Below are 14,729 nucleotides of genomic sequence, written 5' to 3' on the forward strand. Positions count from 1 at the left end.
TGTACAGCACTCGCGCCCTCCTGAAGCAGAACGCACCTGCAAGCTGCCGCAAATATTAGGAATTGTTAAAATAAGGAGTGCTAGCTTGCAAGAAATGACACAAAGCAAAAAAGTTGGGTATAATGAGAGTGAGGAAGAAAAGTTGGGAGCATCCCAATGATGCAACTCCACTAAAATCAAGCGCGTTCCGCTCCCCCTGTTACGCTCTCCCCCCCCTCCCGGTAGCGCAAGATTTCTGCCCCACTCGGATGGGCGGGTAAATTCCCTGGGGTTTTCAGTAATGAGCAAGCAGGAGAACAGCAATCAGGGGCTTCAGAAGGGTTATTAATAGCTGGCGCTGTTCTCACAGGTTTTATAGAGTTTACCGTAAATAAAGAGTGATGAGAGTTACAAATCTCCAAGAACTGGAAGCGCTCGTTCAGCGAGTCAAGGCGGCTCAAGCCAAATATGCCACCTACACCCAAGAACAGGTGGATGCCATCTTCAAAAAAGCCGCCCTGGCCGCGAACGCCGCCCGCATCCCACTGGCCAAGATAGCCGTAGAAGAAACCGGCATGGGCGTGGTGGAAGACAAGGTGATTAAAAATCACTTTGCCTCGGAATACATCTACAACAAATACAAGCACGACAAGACCTGCGGCGTAATCGAAGAAGACAAATCCTTCGGCTTCCAGAAAATTGCCGAGCCGGTGGGTATCCTGGCGGGGATTGTGCCGACAACCAACCCCACCTCGACGACGGTATTCAAAGCTCTGATCGCGCTGAAAACCCGGAATGGGATTATCTTCTCCCCGCACCCCCGGGCGAAAGGCAGCACCATTGAAGCCGCGAAAATTGTCCTGAAAGCGGCAGTGGAAGCCGGCGCACCGGCAGACATCATCGGCTGGATTGACGAGCCCACCGTACCGCTGTCTCAAGCTCTGATGCAGCACCCTGACATCAAGCTGATTCTGGCCACCGGCGGTCCGGGAATGGTGAAAGCCGCTTACTCATCGGGACACCCCTCCCTCGGTGTGGGAGCAGGCAACACCCCCGCCGTGATTGATTCCAGCGCTCACATCAAAATGGCGGTGTCTTCCATCCTGCTGAGCAAGACATTCGACAACGGCATGATCTGCGCTTCCGAGCAGTCTGTGATCGTCGTCGATGATGTGTACGAGACTGTCAAGGAAGAGTTTGCAGAGCGGGGCGCATACTTCCTGACGCCCGAAGAGAGAGAAAAGCTGGCGAGCAAGATTATCGTCGGCGGACGCCTGAATGCTGAGATAGTTGGGCAGCCGGTGGAAAAGCTGGCTGATCTGGCGGGAATTTCAGTGCCGGCGAACACCCGAGTCCTGATTGGGGAAGTGGGAGAAATTGGTGCCGGTGAGCCGTTCTCCTACGAGAAACTGTCGCCCATTTTGGCAATGTACCGGGCGAAAGACTTTCACGAGGCTACAGACAAAGCCTCTCAACTGATTATCTTTGGGGGTCACGGTCACACCTCAGTCCTCTATACCGCGCCGTCGAACACGGAACACATCAAATACTTTGAGTCCAAAGTAGAAACGTCGCGCGTGCTGATTAATACGCCTTCGTCTCAAGGTGCCATTGGCGACCTGTACAACTTCCGCCTCGACCCGTCTCTGACGCTCGGTTGCGGCAGCTGGGGAGACAACTCCGTCTCGCAAAACGTCGGTCCCCAACACCTGCTGAACATCAAAACCCTCACCGAACGGCGGGAAAATATGCTCTGGTTCCGCATCCCTCCGAAAGTCTACTTCAAGTACGGCTGCTTGCCGGTGGCGCTGCGGGATCTGGAGGGCAAGAAGCGAGCATTTGTGATTACGGACAAGCCGCTCTTTGACTTGGGGGTAACGGAGAAAGTTACCGACGTTTTGGAGCAAATTGGCGTCAAGAGCCAAGTCTTTTATGATGTAGAGCCCGACCCATCGCTGACGACCGTCAATAAAGGGCTCGCGGCGATGAACGCCTTCAAACCCGACGCGATTATCGCCATTGGTGGCGGTTCGCCAATGGATGCCGCCAAAGTGATGTGGCTGATGTACGAGCATCCAGATATCGAGTTTGAAGGGCTGGCAATGCGGTTCATGGACATCCGCAAGCGCGTGTATGAATTGCCGGCTTTGGGTGCGAAAGCGATTATGGTGGCGATTCCCACAACATCGGGAACCGGCTCGGAAGTGACCCCATTTGCTGTGGTGACAGACGACCGCACGGGGATTAAATACCCCTTAGCCGATTACGCGCTGACGCCGAATATGGCTATTGTCGATCCGGAGTTAGTGCTCAATATGCCCAAAAAGCTCACCGCTTACGGCGGCATTGACGCCCTGACTCACGCGCTGGAAGCTTATGTGTCCGTGTGCGCCTCCGAGTTCACTAACGGGCTGGCGCTGGAAGCGATTCGCCTGCTGTTTAAGTATTTGCCGAGCTCTTATAAAAACGGCGCGAACGATCCCAAAGCTCGCGAAAAAGTTCACTATGCCGCCACGATTGCGGGGATGGCTTTTGCCAACGCTTTCCTGGGCGTTTGCCACTCAATGGCGCACAAGCTGGGGTCTACTTTCCACGTCCCGCACGGTTTGGCGAACGCGCTGATGATTTCTCACGTCATCCGCTACAACGCTACGGACGCGCCCTTGAAGCAAGCGATTTTCCCGCAGTACAAGTATCCTAACGCCAAATGGCGCTACGCCCGAATTGCCGATTATTTGGGTCTGGGCGGGAGCACTGAAGACGAGAAGGTTGAGAAGCTGATTGAGGCGGTAGAAAATCTCAAGCGCGAGCTGGATATTCCGCTGACGATTAAGGAAGCTCTGCCGGCACAGGAGAAAGCTTTCTACGAAGAAGTGGAAGAAATGGCAGAGCAGGCTTTCGACGACCAGTGCACCGGCGCGAACCCTCGCTATCCGCTGATTCGGGATCTCAAGGAACTGTACGTTTTGGCTTACCGTGGCTGTCGCGTGGAGTCGGCTCTTTACCAGACTCCCCCGCAGCAGGAAATCCTTGATGGCAGTGCGGAATCTGAGGTGCCGGCAAGCCTGCCGGTGCTGGCACAGTCCAGATAGTTCTGCCAATTTTGGATTTGGGATTTTGGATTGAAAAAGCCGGCAGTAAAGCTTTTTCAGCATCAGGAGAAAATCCCATTTATCCCAATTGGGGAGCGGGCGCAATAAATCAAACGCGCTCCTGCATTATACAAGAAAAAAGCCCGCCGGTGCGGGCTTTGTTTTTATAGCATTTTAATCTGCCTTTAATCTAAAGGAGGCAGAGCCTCCAGAGAAGCGTTCCCAGCCTGAGGCTGGGAACGAGGGAAAATGCACAAAAGCTTATCGCTAGCCAAACTTGGCGTCTTGGCAATTCGCCCTACTGGGTAGCAATTTCTAGACCGTACTTTGGAGCGGCTGCCAGAATTTTTTCCAGGTCTTCGCGAGTGACAGGAGGGGGCGGAGAAGACGGACTTTCCAGCTGCTGCCCCACTTCGGCTAGAAACTTTTCCAGCCCCGCTGGGATAACCCAGCACAGCATTCTTGCCGGCGTCGCTCCAATGTTTGTCAGCCGGTGCAGCTGTCCTTTTGGAGAGTGGAGAAACGTGCCGGCGGTGGCAATCAGGGTTTGTTCGTCCAGCTGGAACTCGACTTCTCCCTCCTGAATGTAGAACGCTTCGTCTTCCCACTGGTGCGTGTGGGGTGGCGTTCCGCACTGCGGTGGGACCACCAACTCAAATAGGGCATAGGCTTCACCAGTATTTTCGCCTACGGCCTTGAAGGTGTAGGAGACACCGGCTACCGAATATGAGGGGCCTTCGCCTGCGTGCAGCAACAGCCCGTTTTGATTGACTGTCATTGTGATTTTACTATTGAGATATTAAGTCTGTCAGCCTAATATAGCGTCTCTCCTATTAGTGAGGTACTGAGAGCCCCGGTTTCTTTAAGAAACCGGGTTTCTCAGGCGCAGTTCATCCAAGTGAGAACCGCTAGAGACACAGCCAGATAAATAGATGATAGACTTATTCCAACTCTCCAGGCTGCTAATTTTTACCGCTTCACAAAAATTTACCTGATCGGCTGTCTTTGGGAGCCTTTCCAGGGCGAACGCATTCCTGTCCTGACCGGCAGCCGGTGCGGTCGCGCCCGGGAATCTTGCGGCTGCCAGAAAGAGCTACAATAAAAGCAGTACAGCAGGGAGCAACCCAAAACGAGCCTGAACTGGATTGCCTCCCTTGAGATTCTGAGTATTGCAAAATTTTATATGTCGCAAGATAGCCAGACACTGCTCCACTTCGCCAAAGCCGCTCGGCTGCTCCTTGAATTCAAACAGGGGATAGATAAAACTGCTTTTCTCAACGATGTTAAAAAGCAATCAGCCATCCTGTATCAGTTTGTTATTTTAGGCGAAGCCGTTAAGCGCCTTTCCCAGGAGTTCCGCCACCGGCACCCAGATATTCCCTGGTCGTCGATTGCCGAAATGGGGGACAAGCTGATTTATAATTACGACTGGGTTAATCTCGATCGGGTTTGGGATATCGCTGAGGAAGATATTCCCAATTTTCTGGCGGCGATAGAACCGCTGCTGCGGGCGCAGGAGGCGTGAAGTGCCGGCACGGGCAAATGCTGCCGGTGGCAGCCAGAATGATTTATAGCGGTTCTCACCTGGATGAAGTACGCATCAGAACCCCGGTTTCTTCAAGAAACCGGGGTTCTGGGCACTCCAGTGCTAAGCTCAGAAAAAACCAACCGGACTATCACTTATGGCGCACACTCCCAGAATCTTGGCATTTGCCGGCAGCACCCGCACCGAATCCTACAACAAAAAGCTCGTGCGGGTTGCCGCCGCCGGCGCGAGGGCTGCCGGTGCCGAAGTCACCTACTTGGATCTGCGCGATATCCCCTTACCCCTCTTCGATCAAGACTTGGAAGCGGCTGAGGGACTGCCTGCCAACGCCCGCCAGCTCAAGGATTTGCTGCTGGCGCACGACGGGCTGCTGATTGCTTCCCCGGAGTACAACAGCTCCATTTCAGGCGTTCTCAAGAATGCCATCGACTGGGCGTCGCGCCCGCAACCGGGCGAACCGATGCTGGCGTGCTTTGCAGACAAGGTTGCGGCTATCATGAGCGCCTCGCCGGGAGGGCTGGGCGGTTTGCGCGGTTTGGTTCACCTGCGGTCAATCCTCGGCAATATTAAAGTGCTTGTCCTTCCGGATCAGGTATCCATCCCCAAGGCTTATGAAGCTTTCAACGCCGACGGCACCTTGAAAGATGCCAAACAGCAGGAGTCAGTCGAAGCGCTGGGCGCTTCCGTCGCCACGGTGGTGGCCAAGTTGAAAGCGTAAGTTTCATACCCACACCGGCAGGCTTGTGGGCCTAAGCCGGCACGAGCCGCAGGATGCCCTATTACCGCACCCTGCTGAGTTTTAATGCTTACCCCACCCGATAAAACTCTCGCGAATGTAAAGTTTTCTCGGTCCGAGTTCGAGGAAATTTAAAGTTTTTGACTTTTTTAGCCTGTTTCGGTATCGCTGTATACAATATTAGTTAGAAGTTGAGCTGCAAACTTCCCCGATCGCAGGCTGGCAAGGTCGCTCAGTCCAGGCAGCGGGGACTCGCTGGCGCTCCTCCAAAACAGAACAGGGAGTTTTGCTGTTTTCAGCCATTCTCTTAAATAAACCTCTGATCCCCATGCCGGTGTTGAGCGGGCCTCCCCGTAATAACACTTAAATTGGCAACCATTATGCCGGCAGTTTCAGTAGCTCGTTCAACTCCCCTCTGCAACAGGGATCTGCGAGCTGATTCGCCACGGGCAAATCAGCTCGCAACGACCGAAACACCGTTAAAATTGCGCCTCAATTGGGTTATATGTCACGGCGGCAGCCGGTGACAGGACTGAAGGGGCGGCCAAACATACAGGAGGTTCTGATATGGACAGTCAAAAGAAGGTGCACTGCCATTTGGATCGAGATGGGCGCATACCCCAGCTGCTCGAACAGACCTTGGCCCACAATGAAGGGGGGGCACACAACAGCCAAACATACGGGCTGGAGTCTCTGGGGATGAAAAACCTCTGCCGCGTGTACCGCAACCTGCCGGTGGCGAGGCTGGTGGAGCACGCTTTGGCGCGCGGAGAAGGCGTTTTGGCCGCTAATGGTGCTCTGGCGGTCAAAACCGGCAAATACACGGGCCGGTCGCCTAATGATAAATTTATTGTTGTCGAGCCTGAGAGCCGGGATGAAATCCACTGGAATAAGGTCAATATTCCCATCTCGGAGGAGAATTTTCACAAGCTGTACCGGCGGGTGATTTCCTATGTGCAGGGGCGCGACCTCTATATCTTTGATGGCTATGTCGGCGCTGACCCCAACTACCGTTTCGGCGTCAGGGTGATTAACGAGATGGCGTCGCAGAACCTTTTCGCCCAGCAGCTTTTCCTGCGACCGGCACCCGAAGAACTGGAGCGCCATCAGGCTGACTTCACGGTGATTGCAGTTCCAGGGCTGCACGGAGAGCCGGAAGACGATGGGATTAATTCAGAAGCTTTCATCGTTATTAACATCGGCAAAAAAATGGTGATTGTCGGGGGGTCTAAGTATGCCGGTGAAATCAAAAAATCGGTATTCTCCCTGATGAATTATTTCATGACAAAGCGGAACGTCCTCCCCATGCACTGTTCTGCAAACATGGATGACACCGGCCACACGGCTCTGTTCTTTGGCCTTTCGGGCACCGGCAAGACCACCCTCTCGGCAGATCCCAACCTGCACCTGATTGGGGATGACGAGCACGGCTGGTCGGATGATGGGGTGTTCAACTTCGAGGGCGGCTGCTACGCCAAGACGATTAAGCTTTCTAAGGAAAATGAGCCGCAGATCTGGGAGGCGATCCGGTTTGGGGCGATGATGGAAAACGTCGTCCTCGATCCGCAGACTCGCGTGCCGGATTATGATGACGGCAGCCTGACGGAGAATACCCGAGTGGCCTATCCGGTGGAGTATATTCCCAATTGCGTGATTCCGGGTGCCGGTGGCCATCCCAAGACGGTTATCTTCCTGACAGCGGACGCTTTTGGGGTTCTCCCGCCGATTGCCAAGCTGACGAAAGAGCAGGCGATGTACCACTTCCTGTCGGGCTACACTAGCAAGCTGGCGGGTACGGAGCGCGGGATTGCGGAACCGCAGGTGACGTTCTCGTCGTGTTTCGGCAAGCCGTTCCTGCCCCTGTCCGCAACGGTGTACGCCCAGATGCTGGGCGTTCGCCTCGAACACCACAAGGTGCCGGTGTATTTGGTGAATACCGGCTGGTCAGGCGGGCCCTATGGAGTTGGCCGCCGCATTCCGATAAAATATACGCGGGCGATGGTGAGTGCGGCGCTCAATGGCCATTTGGATGCGGTGAGGTTCCGCCCCCACCCTATATTTAAGATATTGGTGCCGGAGGCGGTGCCGGGGGTGCCCGGAGAAATCCTCGATCCGAGGCAGACTTGGAGCGATAAAGACGCTTATGACCGGCAGGCGCTGGATCTGGCGCAGCGGTTTGTGGACAACTTCAAGCAGTTTAAGAGCGCTTGCCTGGATATTGTCGGAGCCGGTGCTGCCGCTGAGGCGTGCTGTCTGATGGAAGTCTGACAAGCTGTTATCGCAGCAGACAGCTCAGTAAGGTACTGAGAAACCCGGTTTCTTTAAGAAACCGGGTTTCTGGGCAAATACGTTCATCCAACTCAGAACCGCTATACAAGGTATAGGCGTAGGGCAGGCGTCTCGCCTGCCCACCCTACTGTGACAGAAACTAAAACTTTCCTAAAGGCTTTACGGATGAGCCAATCGCGACAAAAGCTTTACCCTGACTTGCTTTGCAGGCATTTGGGCTTTGTTTTGACCGAAAGGGGCGACGGTATCATTCTTGATGACTGCTTCCTCCCTGACAGCTGTATGCCCTATCGCCACAGCTGGGGCGAGGTTATTGCCAGACAAAACGGACAGCATTCTTTATTCTTTGCCGGCTCTGCGGGAGCATCCCGAAGCAAGCAAAGACTGTCACCCTCACCCCCCTAACCCCCTCTCCCATGAAGGGAGAGGGGGGGAAATATCAAGAATTCTCCCCTCTCCCCTTGTGGGAGAGGGGCTGGGGGTGAGGGGGATTGCAAAAATGGGATGCTCCCGGCTCTGCTGCCGGTGGAAGACTGTCTGTTTCAAAGGTAGGGGCTGTCAAAAAAAACCAAAAGGAGCTTGTTTCATGGCAACCGTCAAGGTAGGCATCAATGGATTTGGTCGCATCGGGCGACTGGTGTTCCGTGCCGGACTCGATCATCCAGAAATTGAGTTTTGCTGCATTAATGACCTGGTGCCACCAGAGAGTATCGCTTATTTGTTGAAGTACGACTCAACGCACGGTCGTTTCAAAGGCACCGTTGAAGCCAAAGAAGACGGAATTGTGGTCAACGGGAAGTTTATCCCTGTGGTTTCAGTGAAAAACCCAGAGGAACTGCCTTGGGGTAAATACGGCGTGGAGTATGTTGTTGAGTCTACCGGTTTGTTTACCGATTATGAAGGGGCCTCAAAGCACCTGAAGGCGGGAGCGAAACGGGTAGTTATCTCCGCTCCTACGAAAGAAAAAGATCCCGAAAAAGTGCCAACCCTGCTGGTGGGTGTCAACCATCACACATACGACCCCAGCAAGCACACGGTCGTTTCCAACGCTAGCTGCACAACGAACTGTCTCGCTCCTGTTGCTAAAGTGATTCACGAAAACTTTGGCATGGCTGAGGGGCTGATGACGACTGTCCACGCCATGACGGCCACGCAGCCGACTGTGGACGGGCCCAGTAAAAAAGACCTGCGAGGCGGGCGCGGCGCTCCTCAGAATATCATCCCCGCTTCCACCGGCGCAGCGAAAGCTGTGACTCTGGTGCTGCCGGAACTGAAAGGCAAGCTCACCGGCATGGCATTGCGCGTGCCCACTCCCGATGTGTCGGTGGTGGATCTGACTTTCCGCACTGAAAAGGCAACCAGCTACAAAGAAATTTGTGCGGTTATGAAGGCGGCATCGGAAGGGGAGCTCAAAGGGATTCTGGGATATACCGAAGACGATGTGGTTTCCTCAGACTTCACGGGAGACACCCATTCTAGCATTTTTGATGCCGGTGCTGGAATTGAGCTAAACTCGAATTTCTTCAAAGTCGTCGCTTGGTACGACAATGAGTGGGGCTATTCGATGCGCATGATCGACCTGATTCTGGCAATGGCGGCTAAGGGTTAGTGCCAGCCGGTTTTCGCCACCTGAGAGATGAGGCTTATACCAATTTTGGATTTTGGATGCCCGGATTTTGGATTGAGAAAGGCAGCAGTAAAGCCTTTTCAGCCTCAGGAAAAAATACTGAGCTGTTGCGCATTAAATTTGCGCTATTCATCTCTATCACCTCGCTCCGGGGCGGCACTGGTGTCAACTTAAGCTCCTGGCGATTGAAATCGCGGCTACACAAACAAAGTCCGCCTACGCGGACTTAAGAGAATAGCTACAATCTTAAAACCCGCGCAGGCGGGTTTTGTCTGTATAGCTGCGGTTACCCGGCGGTTGTAGCCGCCAAGGGCGGCTACAACCGCCGGGAGACTATGGGACACAGCTTAAGTTGACACCAATAGTCCCCGTGCCCGCCCCGGAACGAGAGATATCACTCTTGCTCGCTCGGTGCGAGCTGAGCGGGAGTGGTGCGCCGGTCGGGAATCCGGCTGAGTTTCAGCACGTCTGTGAAAGTCCTGCAGTACGCCGGCAGGCCAAATGTTGCTGGGCTGACAGGATTTGTGTAAGTGAAATGCCGGTAGTTCAGGCAGAACCTGTCCCAGGGAGCGAGCTGAATTCGGAACAGCACAATTAAAATTTCCGCCAGCCAATGAGCCAAGGTCAGGCGAAAATAAATTTTTTTATTCAGATAGGCGCAAACTTCTTCCACTGCCTCGTTGACCGTTATTGGCTGATTTCCCAATACGAACTGTCTGGGAGCGTCGGGCTCTGGGGGATTTTTCAGCAGGTGGAGAACTACAGTGGCAATGTCTTTGCCGTGGATGAAATGGAAACTGCCGTCCGCTTGGAAAAAGCGAATCAGGTCAATCCATCTCGCCACATCTGGCAAACCTGAGGAAAGGTGGGAGTAGGGGTGCTGGCTGTCTCCCCCGAGTACCAGGGTGGGAAACAGGGTTGTAATCCGCTTGGCGAGCGGCAATCGAGACAGCTGGCCCAAGCATTCGTACTTGGAGCGGATGTAGTCCGTACCCAGCTGACCAGCTTCCTTGAGCAATTGGTTGTTTTGGTCAAGTACGCTGGCTGTGGAAAAGTAAATCACTTGCTCGCAGAGTTCTGGGTTGAGCAAGTTGATCAGGCGGACGGTTTTGCCGACATTGACATCAAACACCGCTTGGGCACCCCCCCAAGCGGTGGCTGCTAGAACGGCGGCATTCATGGTTCCGATCAGCTCGGCGTGGTACTCGATGTCCCGCAGATCGGCTTTGATAATGTTGATGCCGGGACGGGCTTTGCAATCAAATTGCAGTTTGTCCGGGTCCCTGACTAGCAGGAACAGTTCGTGCTTGGTTTCCCTAATCAGGGCTTGGGTGATGTAGTGACCAATGCAGCCACTAGCGCCAGTCACTAAAATCCGCTTCGAGGTCATGGGGCTTTTTAAACACCGGCTCTACCGGGCTTGGATACAGAGTGTTTTGAGTGCGAGCGAGGAGTTTTAGATCAGGGTTTAGGGGCGATTTCCTCGTTCCCCGCCTCTGCCTGGGAACGAGAACAGGGAGGCTCCGCCTCCCCCTTTATATGGGGATGCGAAGATGTCATCCCAACTCCCTTTGCCCCCAATCCGTCACTCCTTACTTTTCACTCCGCACTCTTCTAGGCATGGACAGACAGTAATTTGTCCGCCTGTTTGGCAGTTTCAAAGAAGTAAGCCGCATTTTCCTCTGGGGTTCCGGGTAAAATCCCGTGACCCAGGTTCAGGATGTGGCCCCGATTGCCGGCTTTGCGAATGGTGTCCAGGATGCGCTCGCGGATGAAGTCTTTGGAACCGAACAGGGCGCAGGGGTCGATATTCCCCTGCACGCCGACGTTGGGGCCCAAACGCTGCCGCGCCTCGGCCATATCGACGGTCCAGTCCACGCTGACGATATCCACTCCCGATTTGGGCATGCGATCCAGGATGCCGGCACTGCCATTAATGTATAGGATCAGGGGCGTTTCGGGGTGGGTGGCTTTGACCTGTTCTACGACTCGCCGCTGGTAGGGCAAGGCAAAGGTTTCGTAGTCTGTGGGACTCAGCTGGCCGGCCCAAGAGTCGAACATCTGCACCACTTGGGCACCAGAGTCTATCTGGTAGCGGACATACACGGCTATCGAATCTGCCAGTTTGGCCAGGAAGGCGTGCAGCATGGCCGACTCTTTGAAGGCCATGCCCTTAATCACGGTGTAGTCTTTGGAGGATTTGCCTTCAATGGCGTAGGCTGCTAGAGTCCAGGGGGCACCGACGAAGCCGAGGACTGTGGCTTTGTCCTCGACTTCCCGCCGCAGGGTTTGCAAGATTTCCCGGACGAAGGGGAGGGACTCTTCTGGATTCAGGGGGCGCAGCTGCTCGATTTGCTCCCAGCTGCGGATGGCCGGCTCAATGATCGGCCCTTTGCTTTCGATGATGTCGAAGGGAATGCCAATCCCAGGCAGGGGGGTGAGGATATCCGAGAACAGGATCACTCCATCTGGCTGAAAGGCCCGAAAGGGTTGCAGGGAGATTTCTACGGCCAGTTCCACGTTCTCTGAGCGTTCCCGAAATGAGGGATATTTCTCCCGCAGCTCCCGATATGCTTTCATGTAGCGACCGGCCTGTCTCATCATCCACACAGGAGGACGCTCTAATTTTTCACCGCGAGCTGCCCTTAATAGATAGGGAACCTGGGTTGACACTGCCATCTGGGCTTTACCTTATTTATATCTTGCACGGCAATGTCCAGCTTACCACCCAGCGATTCCCTCTCGATCGTTTACAATTCTTCACATTTGGGCCGGCTCCGGGGGGCGGGCCGGTGGGTGGCTGGGGGGCTGAAGCGCAGCACCGGCATGCTTGCCGGCAGTTGATGTGACATAATAAATATCAGAGACTGTGGTGGCAAAAGGAATCAGTTATGAAACAAACGTTTCCTGCAAGCGTGTGGCAAGAGGGTAAATGGTTTGTGGCGCAGTGTTTAGAGGTTGACATTGCCAGTCAGGGGGAAACAGAAGCTACAGCGCTGGCTAATCTGACTGAAGCTTTGGAACTGCATTTTGAGCCGCCTTGCGCTACTGTAGTGCCGCCGGTGCGGAAGGTAGAGGTGGAAGTCGGTGCCGCTTAGACCTTTCCCCTACCGTGAGGTTAAACGGAAATTAGAGGCTGCCGGCTTCACGGAAGTAGCACAAAAAGGGAGCCATGTCAAGTTTGCCATATACTTGCCTGATGGAACCCGCACCGCAACAGTGCCCTGTCATAAAGAGGTAGCAGTTGGCACACTTGGGAGTATTTTACGGCAAGTCGGGTTGAGTCCTGATGAGTTTGAAGCCTTGTGATTGGGCATTAGCTACTTTCCATAATAAGACCGCGCATTCATTTAACAATATTCTCAACCAGCTGAGATTCAACAGCTGAGAGCGGCTCCACCGGCACCCCCACCAGCCGGCACCCCCACATTGTAAATAAATGTAACAGCCGCTTACAATAAAATCAGCCATCATCCCACACGCACTATGCAACTGACCTGGTTAGACAGCAACTCTTGGCTGATTGACATGGCCGGACAGCGAGTCCTCCTTGACCCCTGGCTGACCGGCTCGTTAATCTTTGGAAACCTCCCCTGGCTGTTCAAAGGCGACAAGCGCAACCCGCGCCCGATTCCGGAAAACATCGACCATGTTCTCCTGTCGCAGGGATTGGAAGATCACGCCCACCCGCCCACCTTGCAGCTGCTGGACAAAACGATTCCCGTTGCCGGTTCTCCCAGCGCCGCCAAAGTTGCGCAACAGTTGGGTTACACCCGAGTTACGGCACTCGCGCACGGCGAAACCCTCACCCTCGCCAACAAACTGCAAATCAAAGCCACTCCCGGATCGCCACTTGGCCCGCAAGTCGTGGAAAATGGCTATCTGCTCAAGGATTTGGATGCCGGCACAACCCTTTATTACGAACCGCACGGGTATCACTCGCCATCATTGAAAGAAGAAGCGCCGGTGGATGCGGTTATCGCCCCGATTATCGACTTAGGGCTGCCTCTGGTAGGGCCAATTATCAGGGGCACCAAAAGTGCTCTAGAATTGGCTAAAATGCTCCAGCCCCAAGTGATGCTGCCCACGGCTGCCGGTGGGGATGTGGTTTATGAGGGATTGCTGGCGTCTGTGCTTCGGACTGCCGGAACTGTGGGTGAATTTCGCTCGTTGCTGCAACAGAACAATCTCTCGACGCGGGTGATTGAGCCTATCCCAGGCGAACCTTTTGAACTGCAACTGGAAAAGCGCGCCTTGGTTTAGCAAATAGCTCAAGAAACCGGGTTTCGCAGAAGTTACCCGGTTTCTGGCCGCCCGAAGCGTTCCCCCAAGAAGAAGAAACGCACCCACACGGTTAAATTTCCACAGTAAATACTGAGCCTTGAGGGTAATTGGATCCCACAAATATCTTGCCGCCGTGCGCTTCAATCACCATTTTACAGAAGGCCAAACCTAAGCCAATTTGAGAAACATCACTGGCTATATCTCCCACTTCATACTTTTCAAAAATACGCTGGTGGAGTTCTTCACTAATTCCCAAGCCTTGGTCGGAAATGCGAATCCTGGCTTGGGTTTCCCGCCCCACTGGGTAGTCTATTCGCACGAGGATTTGACTCCCGGGCTGGGAAAACTTGAGCGCATTTGAGAGCAAGTTATCGAAAACGCGGCGGAATAAATTGACGTCCAGTAAAATCCAGGTTCCCGGTTCGGGCAAATCGCTGACTAGCTCAATATTTTTCTGCTGGGCTATGTCTTGGAAATCTGAGATCGCTCGCTGAGCTAGATAGGAGATATCTACATCAACCCGGTTGAGGGTCAGTTTTCCCGCTTCCACCTTTGCCAGCATCAACAAATCGTCGGTGAGCGAAAGTAACTGCTGGCCTGAAGTGTGAATTTTATCCAGGTGATGTCGCTGCTTTTCTTGCAGGTCAGTCAGTAACATTAGCTGGCTGGAAGCTAAAATATTAGTGAGTGGATTTCTCATGTCGTGTACGACCATGTGCGACATGTCCTCCCTTAACTGTAGCGCCGCTTTGAGGGAGTTTAACGCGAGTTGCAGATCGTCATACTGTTTTTTGATACGCAGCATGGAACGGATTCTGGAGCGAAGTTCTAGGAAACTGACCGGCTTGCCGATAAAGTCATCCGCACCGGCTTCAATGCAGCGGGCCAAATCTTCTTTAGAGTTCAGTGACGTCACCATGATAATCGGGATGTGCCGCCAACTGGGATTGGCTTTAATCTGCCGGCAGACCTCCATCCCATCGAGTTCCGGCATCAGCAGGTCTAATAAAATAACATCCGGTTGATTGGACTCTAAAAGATTCAAGGTTTCACGGCCACTAGCGGCATAGCTCAAGTCATAACCTTCTCCTGACAGCAACAGCTCAATGACATCAAAATTTGTCAGTTCGTCATCTACAACTAAAACAGAACTCATAGGACTCGTTCCTCTAAAAG

Annotated in this window: 14 protein-coding genes; 9 read left to right on the forward strand and 5 right to left on the reverse strand. The window is 53.7% G+C overall.

Going from position 1 to position 14,729, the window contains the following annotated elements; translation table 11 throughout:
- The first annotated feature begins 380 nt into the window (after window positions 1–380).
- Window positions 381–3,071 (forward strand): bifunctional acetaldehyde-CoA/alcohol dehydrogenase, encoded by a 2,691-nt coding sequence (gene adhE / locus OSC10802_RS38540; protein ID WP_017715420.1) that lies wholly within the window; start codon window positions 381–383, stop codon window positions 3,069–3,071.
- A 298-nt stretch (window positions 3,072–3,369) separates the two neighbouring features.
- On the opposite strand, the gene OSC10802_RS0103600 is transcribed toward adhE, so the two are convergent.
- Window positions 3,370–3,849 (reverse strand): cupin domain-containing protein, encoded by a 480-nt coding sequence (locus tag OSC10802_RS0103600; protein ID WP_017715422.1) that lies wholly within the window; start codon window positions 3,847–3,849, stop codon window positions 3,370–3,372.
- Window positions 3,850–4,254: 405 nt separating this feature from the next.
- Between OSC10802_RS0103600 and OSC10802_RS0103605 the strand changes: the two genes are divergently transcribed.
- The 3 genes from OSC10802_RS0103605 (at window position 4,255) to pckA (ending at window position 7,621) form a co-directional block, all read left to right on the forward strand.
- Window positions 4,255–4,596: a HepT-like ribonuclease domain-containing protein gene (locus OSC10802_RS0103605; RefSeq protein ID WP_017715423.1), complete on the forward strand. Its 342-nt coding sequence runs from the start codon at window positions 4,255–4,257 to the stop codon at window positions 4,594–4,596.
- A gap of 157 nt (window positions 4,597–4,753) precedes the next feature.
- Window positions 4,754–5,335: an NADPH-dependent FMN reductase gene (locus OSC10802_RS0103610; protein ID WP_017715424.1), complete on the forward strand. Its 582-nt coding sequence runs from the start codon at window positions 4,754–4,756 to the stop codon at window positions 5,333–5,335.
- Window positions 5,336–5,920: 585 nt separating this feature from the next.
- Window positions 5,921–7,621, forward strand: coding sequence for a phosphoenolpyruvate carboxykinase (ATP) (pckA, locus tag OSC10802_RS0103615; protein ID WP_017715425.1), 1,701 nt, complete (start codon window positions 5,921–5,923; stop codon window positions 7,619–7,621).
- Between the two features lie 180 nt (window positions 7,622–7,801).
- Here the strand turns inward: pckA and OSC10802_RS48735 are convergent, their stop codons facing one another.
- The gene (locus tag OSC10802_RS48735; RefSeq protein ID WP_017715426.1) at window positions 7,802–7,978 is read right to left on the reverse strand and encodes a hypothetical protein; all 177 of its coding nucleotides are present in this window, start codon (window positions 7,976–7,978) and stop codon (window positions 7,802–7,804) included.
- Window positions 7,979–8,228: 250 nt separating this feature from the next.
- On the opposite strand from OSC10802_RS48735, the gene gap reads away from it, so the two are divergent.
- Complete coding sequence (gene gap, locus OSC10802_RS0103625) at window positions 8,229–9,251, forward strand: type I glyceraldehyde-3-phosphate dehydrogenase (protein WP_017715427.1); 1,023 nt, start codon at window positions 8,229–8,231, stop codon at window positions 9,249–9,251.
- A gap of 412 nt (window positions 9,252–9,663) precedes the next feature.
- On the opposite strand, the gene OSC10802_RS0103635 is transcribed toward gap, so the two are convergent.
- The gene (locus tag OSC10802_RS0103635; protein ID WP_017715429.1) at window positions 9,664–10,659 is read right to left on the reverse strand and encodes an NAD-dependent epimerase/dehydratase family protein; all 996 of its coding nucleotides are present in this window, start codon (window positions 10,657–10,659) and stop codon (window positions 9,664–9,666) included.
- A gap of 224 nt (window positions 10,660–10,883) precedes the next feature.
- The gene (hemE, locus tag OSC10802_RS0103640) at window positions 10,884–11,948 is read right to left on the reverse strand and encodes a uroporphyrinogen decarboxylase (RefSeq protein ID WP_026098136.1); all 1,065 of its coding nucleotides are present in this window, start codon (window positions 11,946–11,948) and stop codon (window positions 10,884–10,886) included.
- A 33-nt stretch (window positions 11,949–11,981) separates the two neighbouring features.
- On the opposite strand from hemE, the gene OSC10802_RS55415 reads away from it, so the two are divergent.
- The 4 genes from OSC10802_RS55415 to OSC10802_RS0103655 all read left to right on the forward strand — a co-directional run bounded on the left by OSC10802_RS55415 (window position 11,982) and on the right by OSC10802_RS0103655 (window position 13,532).
- Complete coding sequence (locus OSC10802_RS55415; protein ID WP_255349114.1) at window positions 11,982–12,113, forward strand: hypothetical protein; 132 nt, start codon at window positions 11,982–11,984, stop codon at window positions 12,111–12,113.
- 47 nt (window positions 12,114–12,160) lie between these two features.
- Window positions 12,161–12,367 carry a type II toxin-antitoxin system HicB family antitoxin gene (locus OSC10802_RS0103645; RefSeq protein ID WP_017715431.1) on the forward strand — a complete coding sequence of 69 codons (207 nt, stop codon included), beginning with the start codon at window positions 12,161–12,163 and terminating at the stop codon, window positions 12,365–12,367.
- Window positions 12,357–12,578, forward strand: coding sequence for a type II toxin-antitoxin system HicA family toxin (locus tag OSC10802_RS45760; RefSeq protein WP_071593268.1), 222 nt, complete (start codon window positions 12,357–12,359; stop codon window positions 12,576–12,578). The genes OSC10802_RS0103645 and OSC10802_RS45760 overlap by 11 nt, the downstream gene beginning before the upstream one ends.
- Before the next feature lie 177 nt (window positions 12,579–12,755).
- Entirely contained in the window at window positions 12,756–13,532 is a 777-nt protein-coding gene (locus OSC10802_RS0103655; protein WP_017715432.1) for an MBL fold metallo-hydrolase, read from the forward strand.
- A gap of 91 nt (window positions 13,533–13,623) precedes the next feature.
- Here OSC10802_RS0103655 and OSC10802_RS0103660 read toward each other — a convergent pair whose 3' ends face one another.
- A complete protein-coding gene (locus OSC10802_RS0103660) occupies window positions 13,624–14,709 on the reverse strand; it encodes a hybrid sensor histidine kinase/response regulator (protein WP_017715433.1) in 1,086 nt (361 codons plus the stop codon).
- Between the last annotated feature and the right edge of the window lie 20 nt (window positions 14,710–14,729).

The sequence above is a fragment of the Kamptonema formosum PCC 10802 genome (assembly GCF_000332335.1).
GTDB lineage: Bacteria > Cyanobacteriota > Cyanobacteriia > Cyanobacteriales > Oscillatoriaceae > Oscillatoria.

Excerpts from the sequence above, each read along its gene's own strand:
- adhE (WP_017715420.1), top strand. The coding sequence starts at position 381 with ATGAGAGTTACAAATCTCCAAGAACTGGAAGCGCTCGTTCAGCGAGTC.
- OSC10802_RS0103605 (WP_017715423.1), top strand. The coding sequence starts at position 4,255 with ATGTCGCAAGATAGCCAGACACTGCTCCACTTCGCCAAAGCCGCTCGG.
- pckA (WP_017715425.1), top strand. The coding sequence starts at position 5,921 with ATGGACAGTCAAAAGAAGGTGCACTGCCATTTGGATCGAGATGGGCGC.
- OSC10802_RS0103655 (WP_017715432.1), top strand. The coding sequence starts at position 12,756 with ATGCAACTGACCTGGTTAGACAGCAACTCTTGGCTGATTGACATGGCC.
- hemE (WP_026098136.1), bottom strand. The coding sequence starts at position 11,948 with ATGGCAGTGTCAACCCAGGTTCCCTATCTATTAAGGGCAGCTCGCGGT.
- OSC10802_RS0103635 (WP_017715429.1), bottom strand. The coding sequence starts at position 10,659 with ATGACCTCGAAGCGGATTTTAGTGACTGGCGCTAGTGGCTGCATTGGT.
- OSC10802_RS48735 (WP_017715426.1), bottom strand. The coding sequence starts at position 7,978 with ATGCTGTCCGTTTTGTCTGGCAATAACCTCGCCCCAGCTGTGGCGATA.
- OSC10802_RS55415 (WP_255349114.1), top strand. The coding sequence starts at position 11,982 with ATGTCCAGCTTACCACCCAGCGATTCCCTCTCGATCGTTTACAATTCT.
- OSC10802_RS0103645 (WP_017715431.1), top strand. The coding sequence starts at position 12,161 with ATGAAACAAACGTTTCCTGCAAGCGTGTGGCAAGAGGGTAAATGGTTT.
- OSC10802_RS0103660 (WP_017715433.1), bottom strand. The coding sequence starts at position 14,709 with ATGAGTTCTGTTTTAGTTGTAGATGACGAACTGACAAATTTTGATGTC.
- gap (WP_017715427.1), top strand. The coding sequence starts at position 8,229 with ATGGCAACCGTCAAGGTAGGCATCAATGGATTTGGTCGCATCGGGCGA.
- OSC10802_RS0103610 (WP_017715424.1), top strand. The coding sequence starts at position 4,754 with ATGGCGCACACTCCCAGAATCTTGGCATTTGCCGGCAGCACCCGCACC.
- OSC10802_RS0103600 (WP_017715422.1), bottom strand. The coding sequence starts at position 3,849 with ATGACAGTCAATCAAAACGGGCTGTTGCTGCACGCAGGCGAAGGCCCC.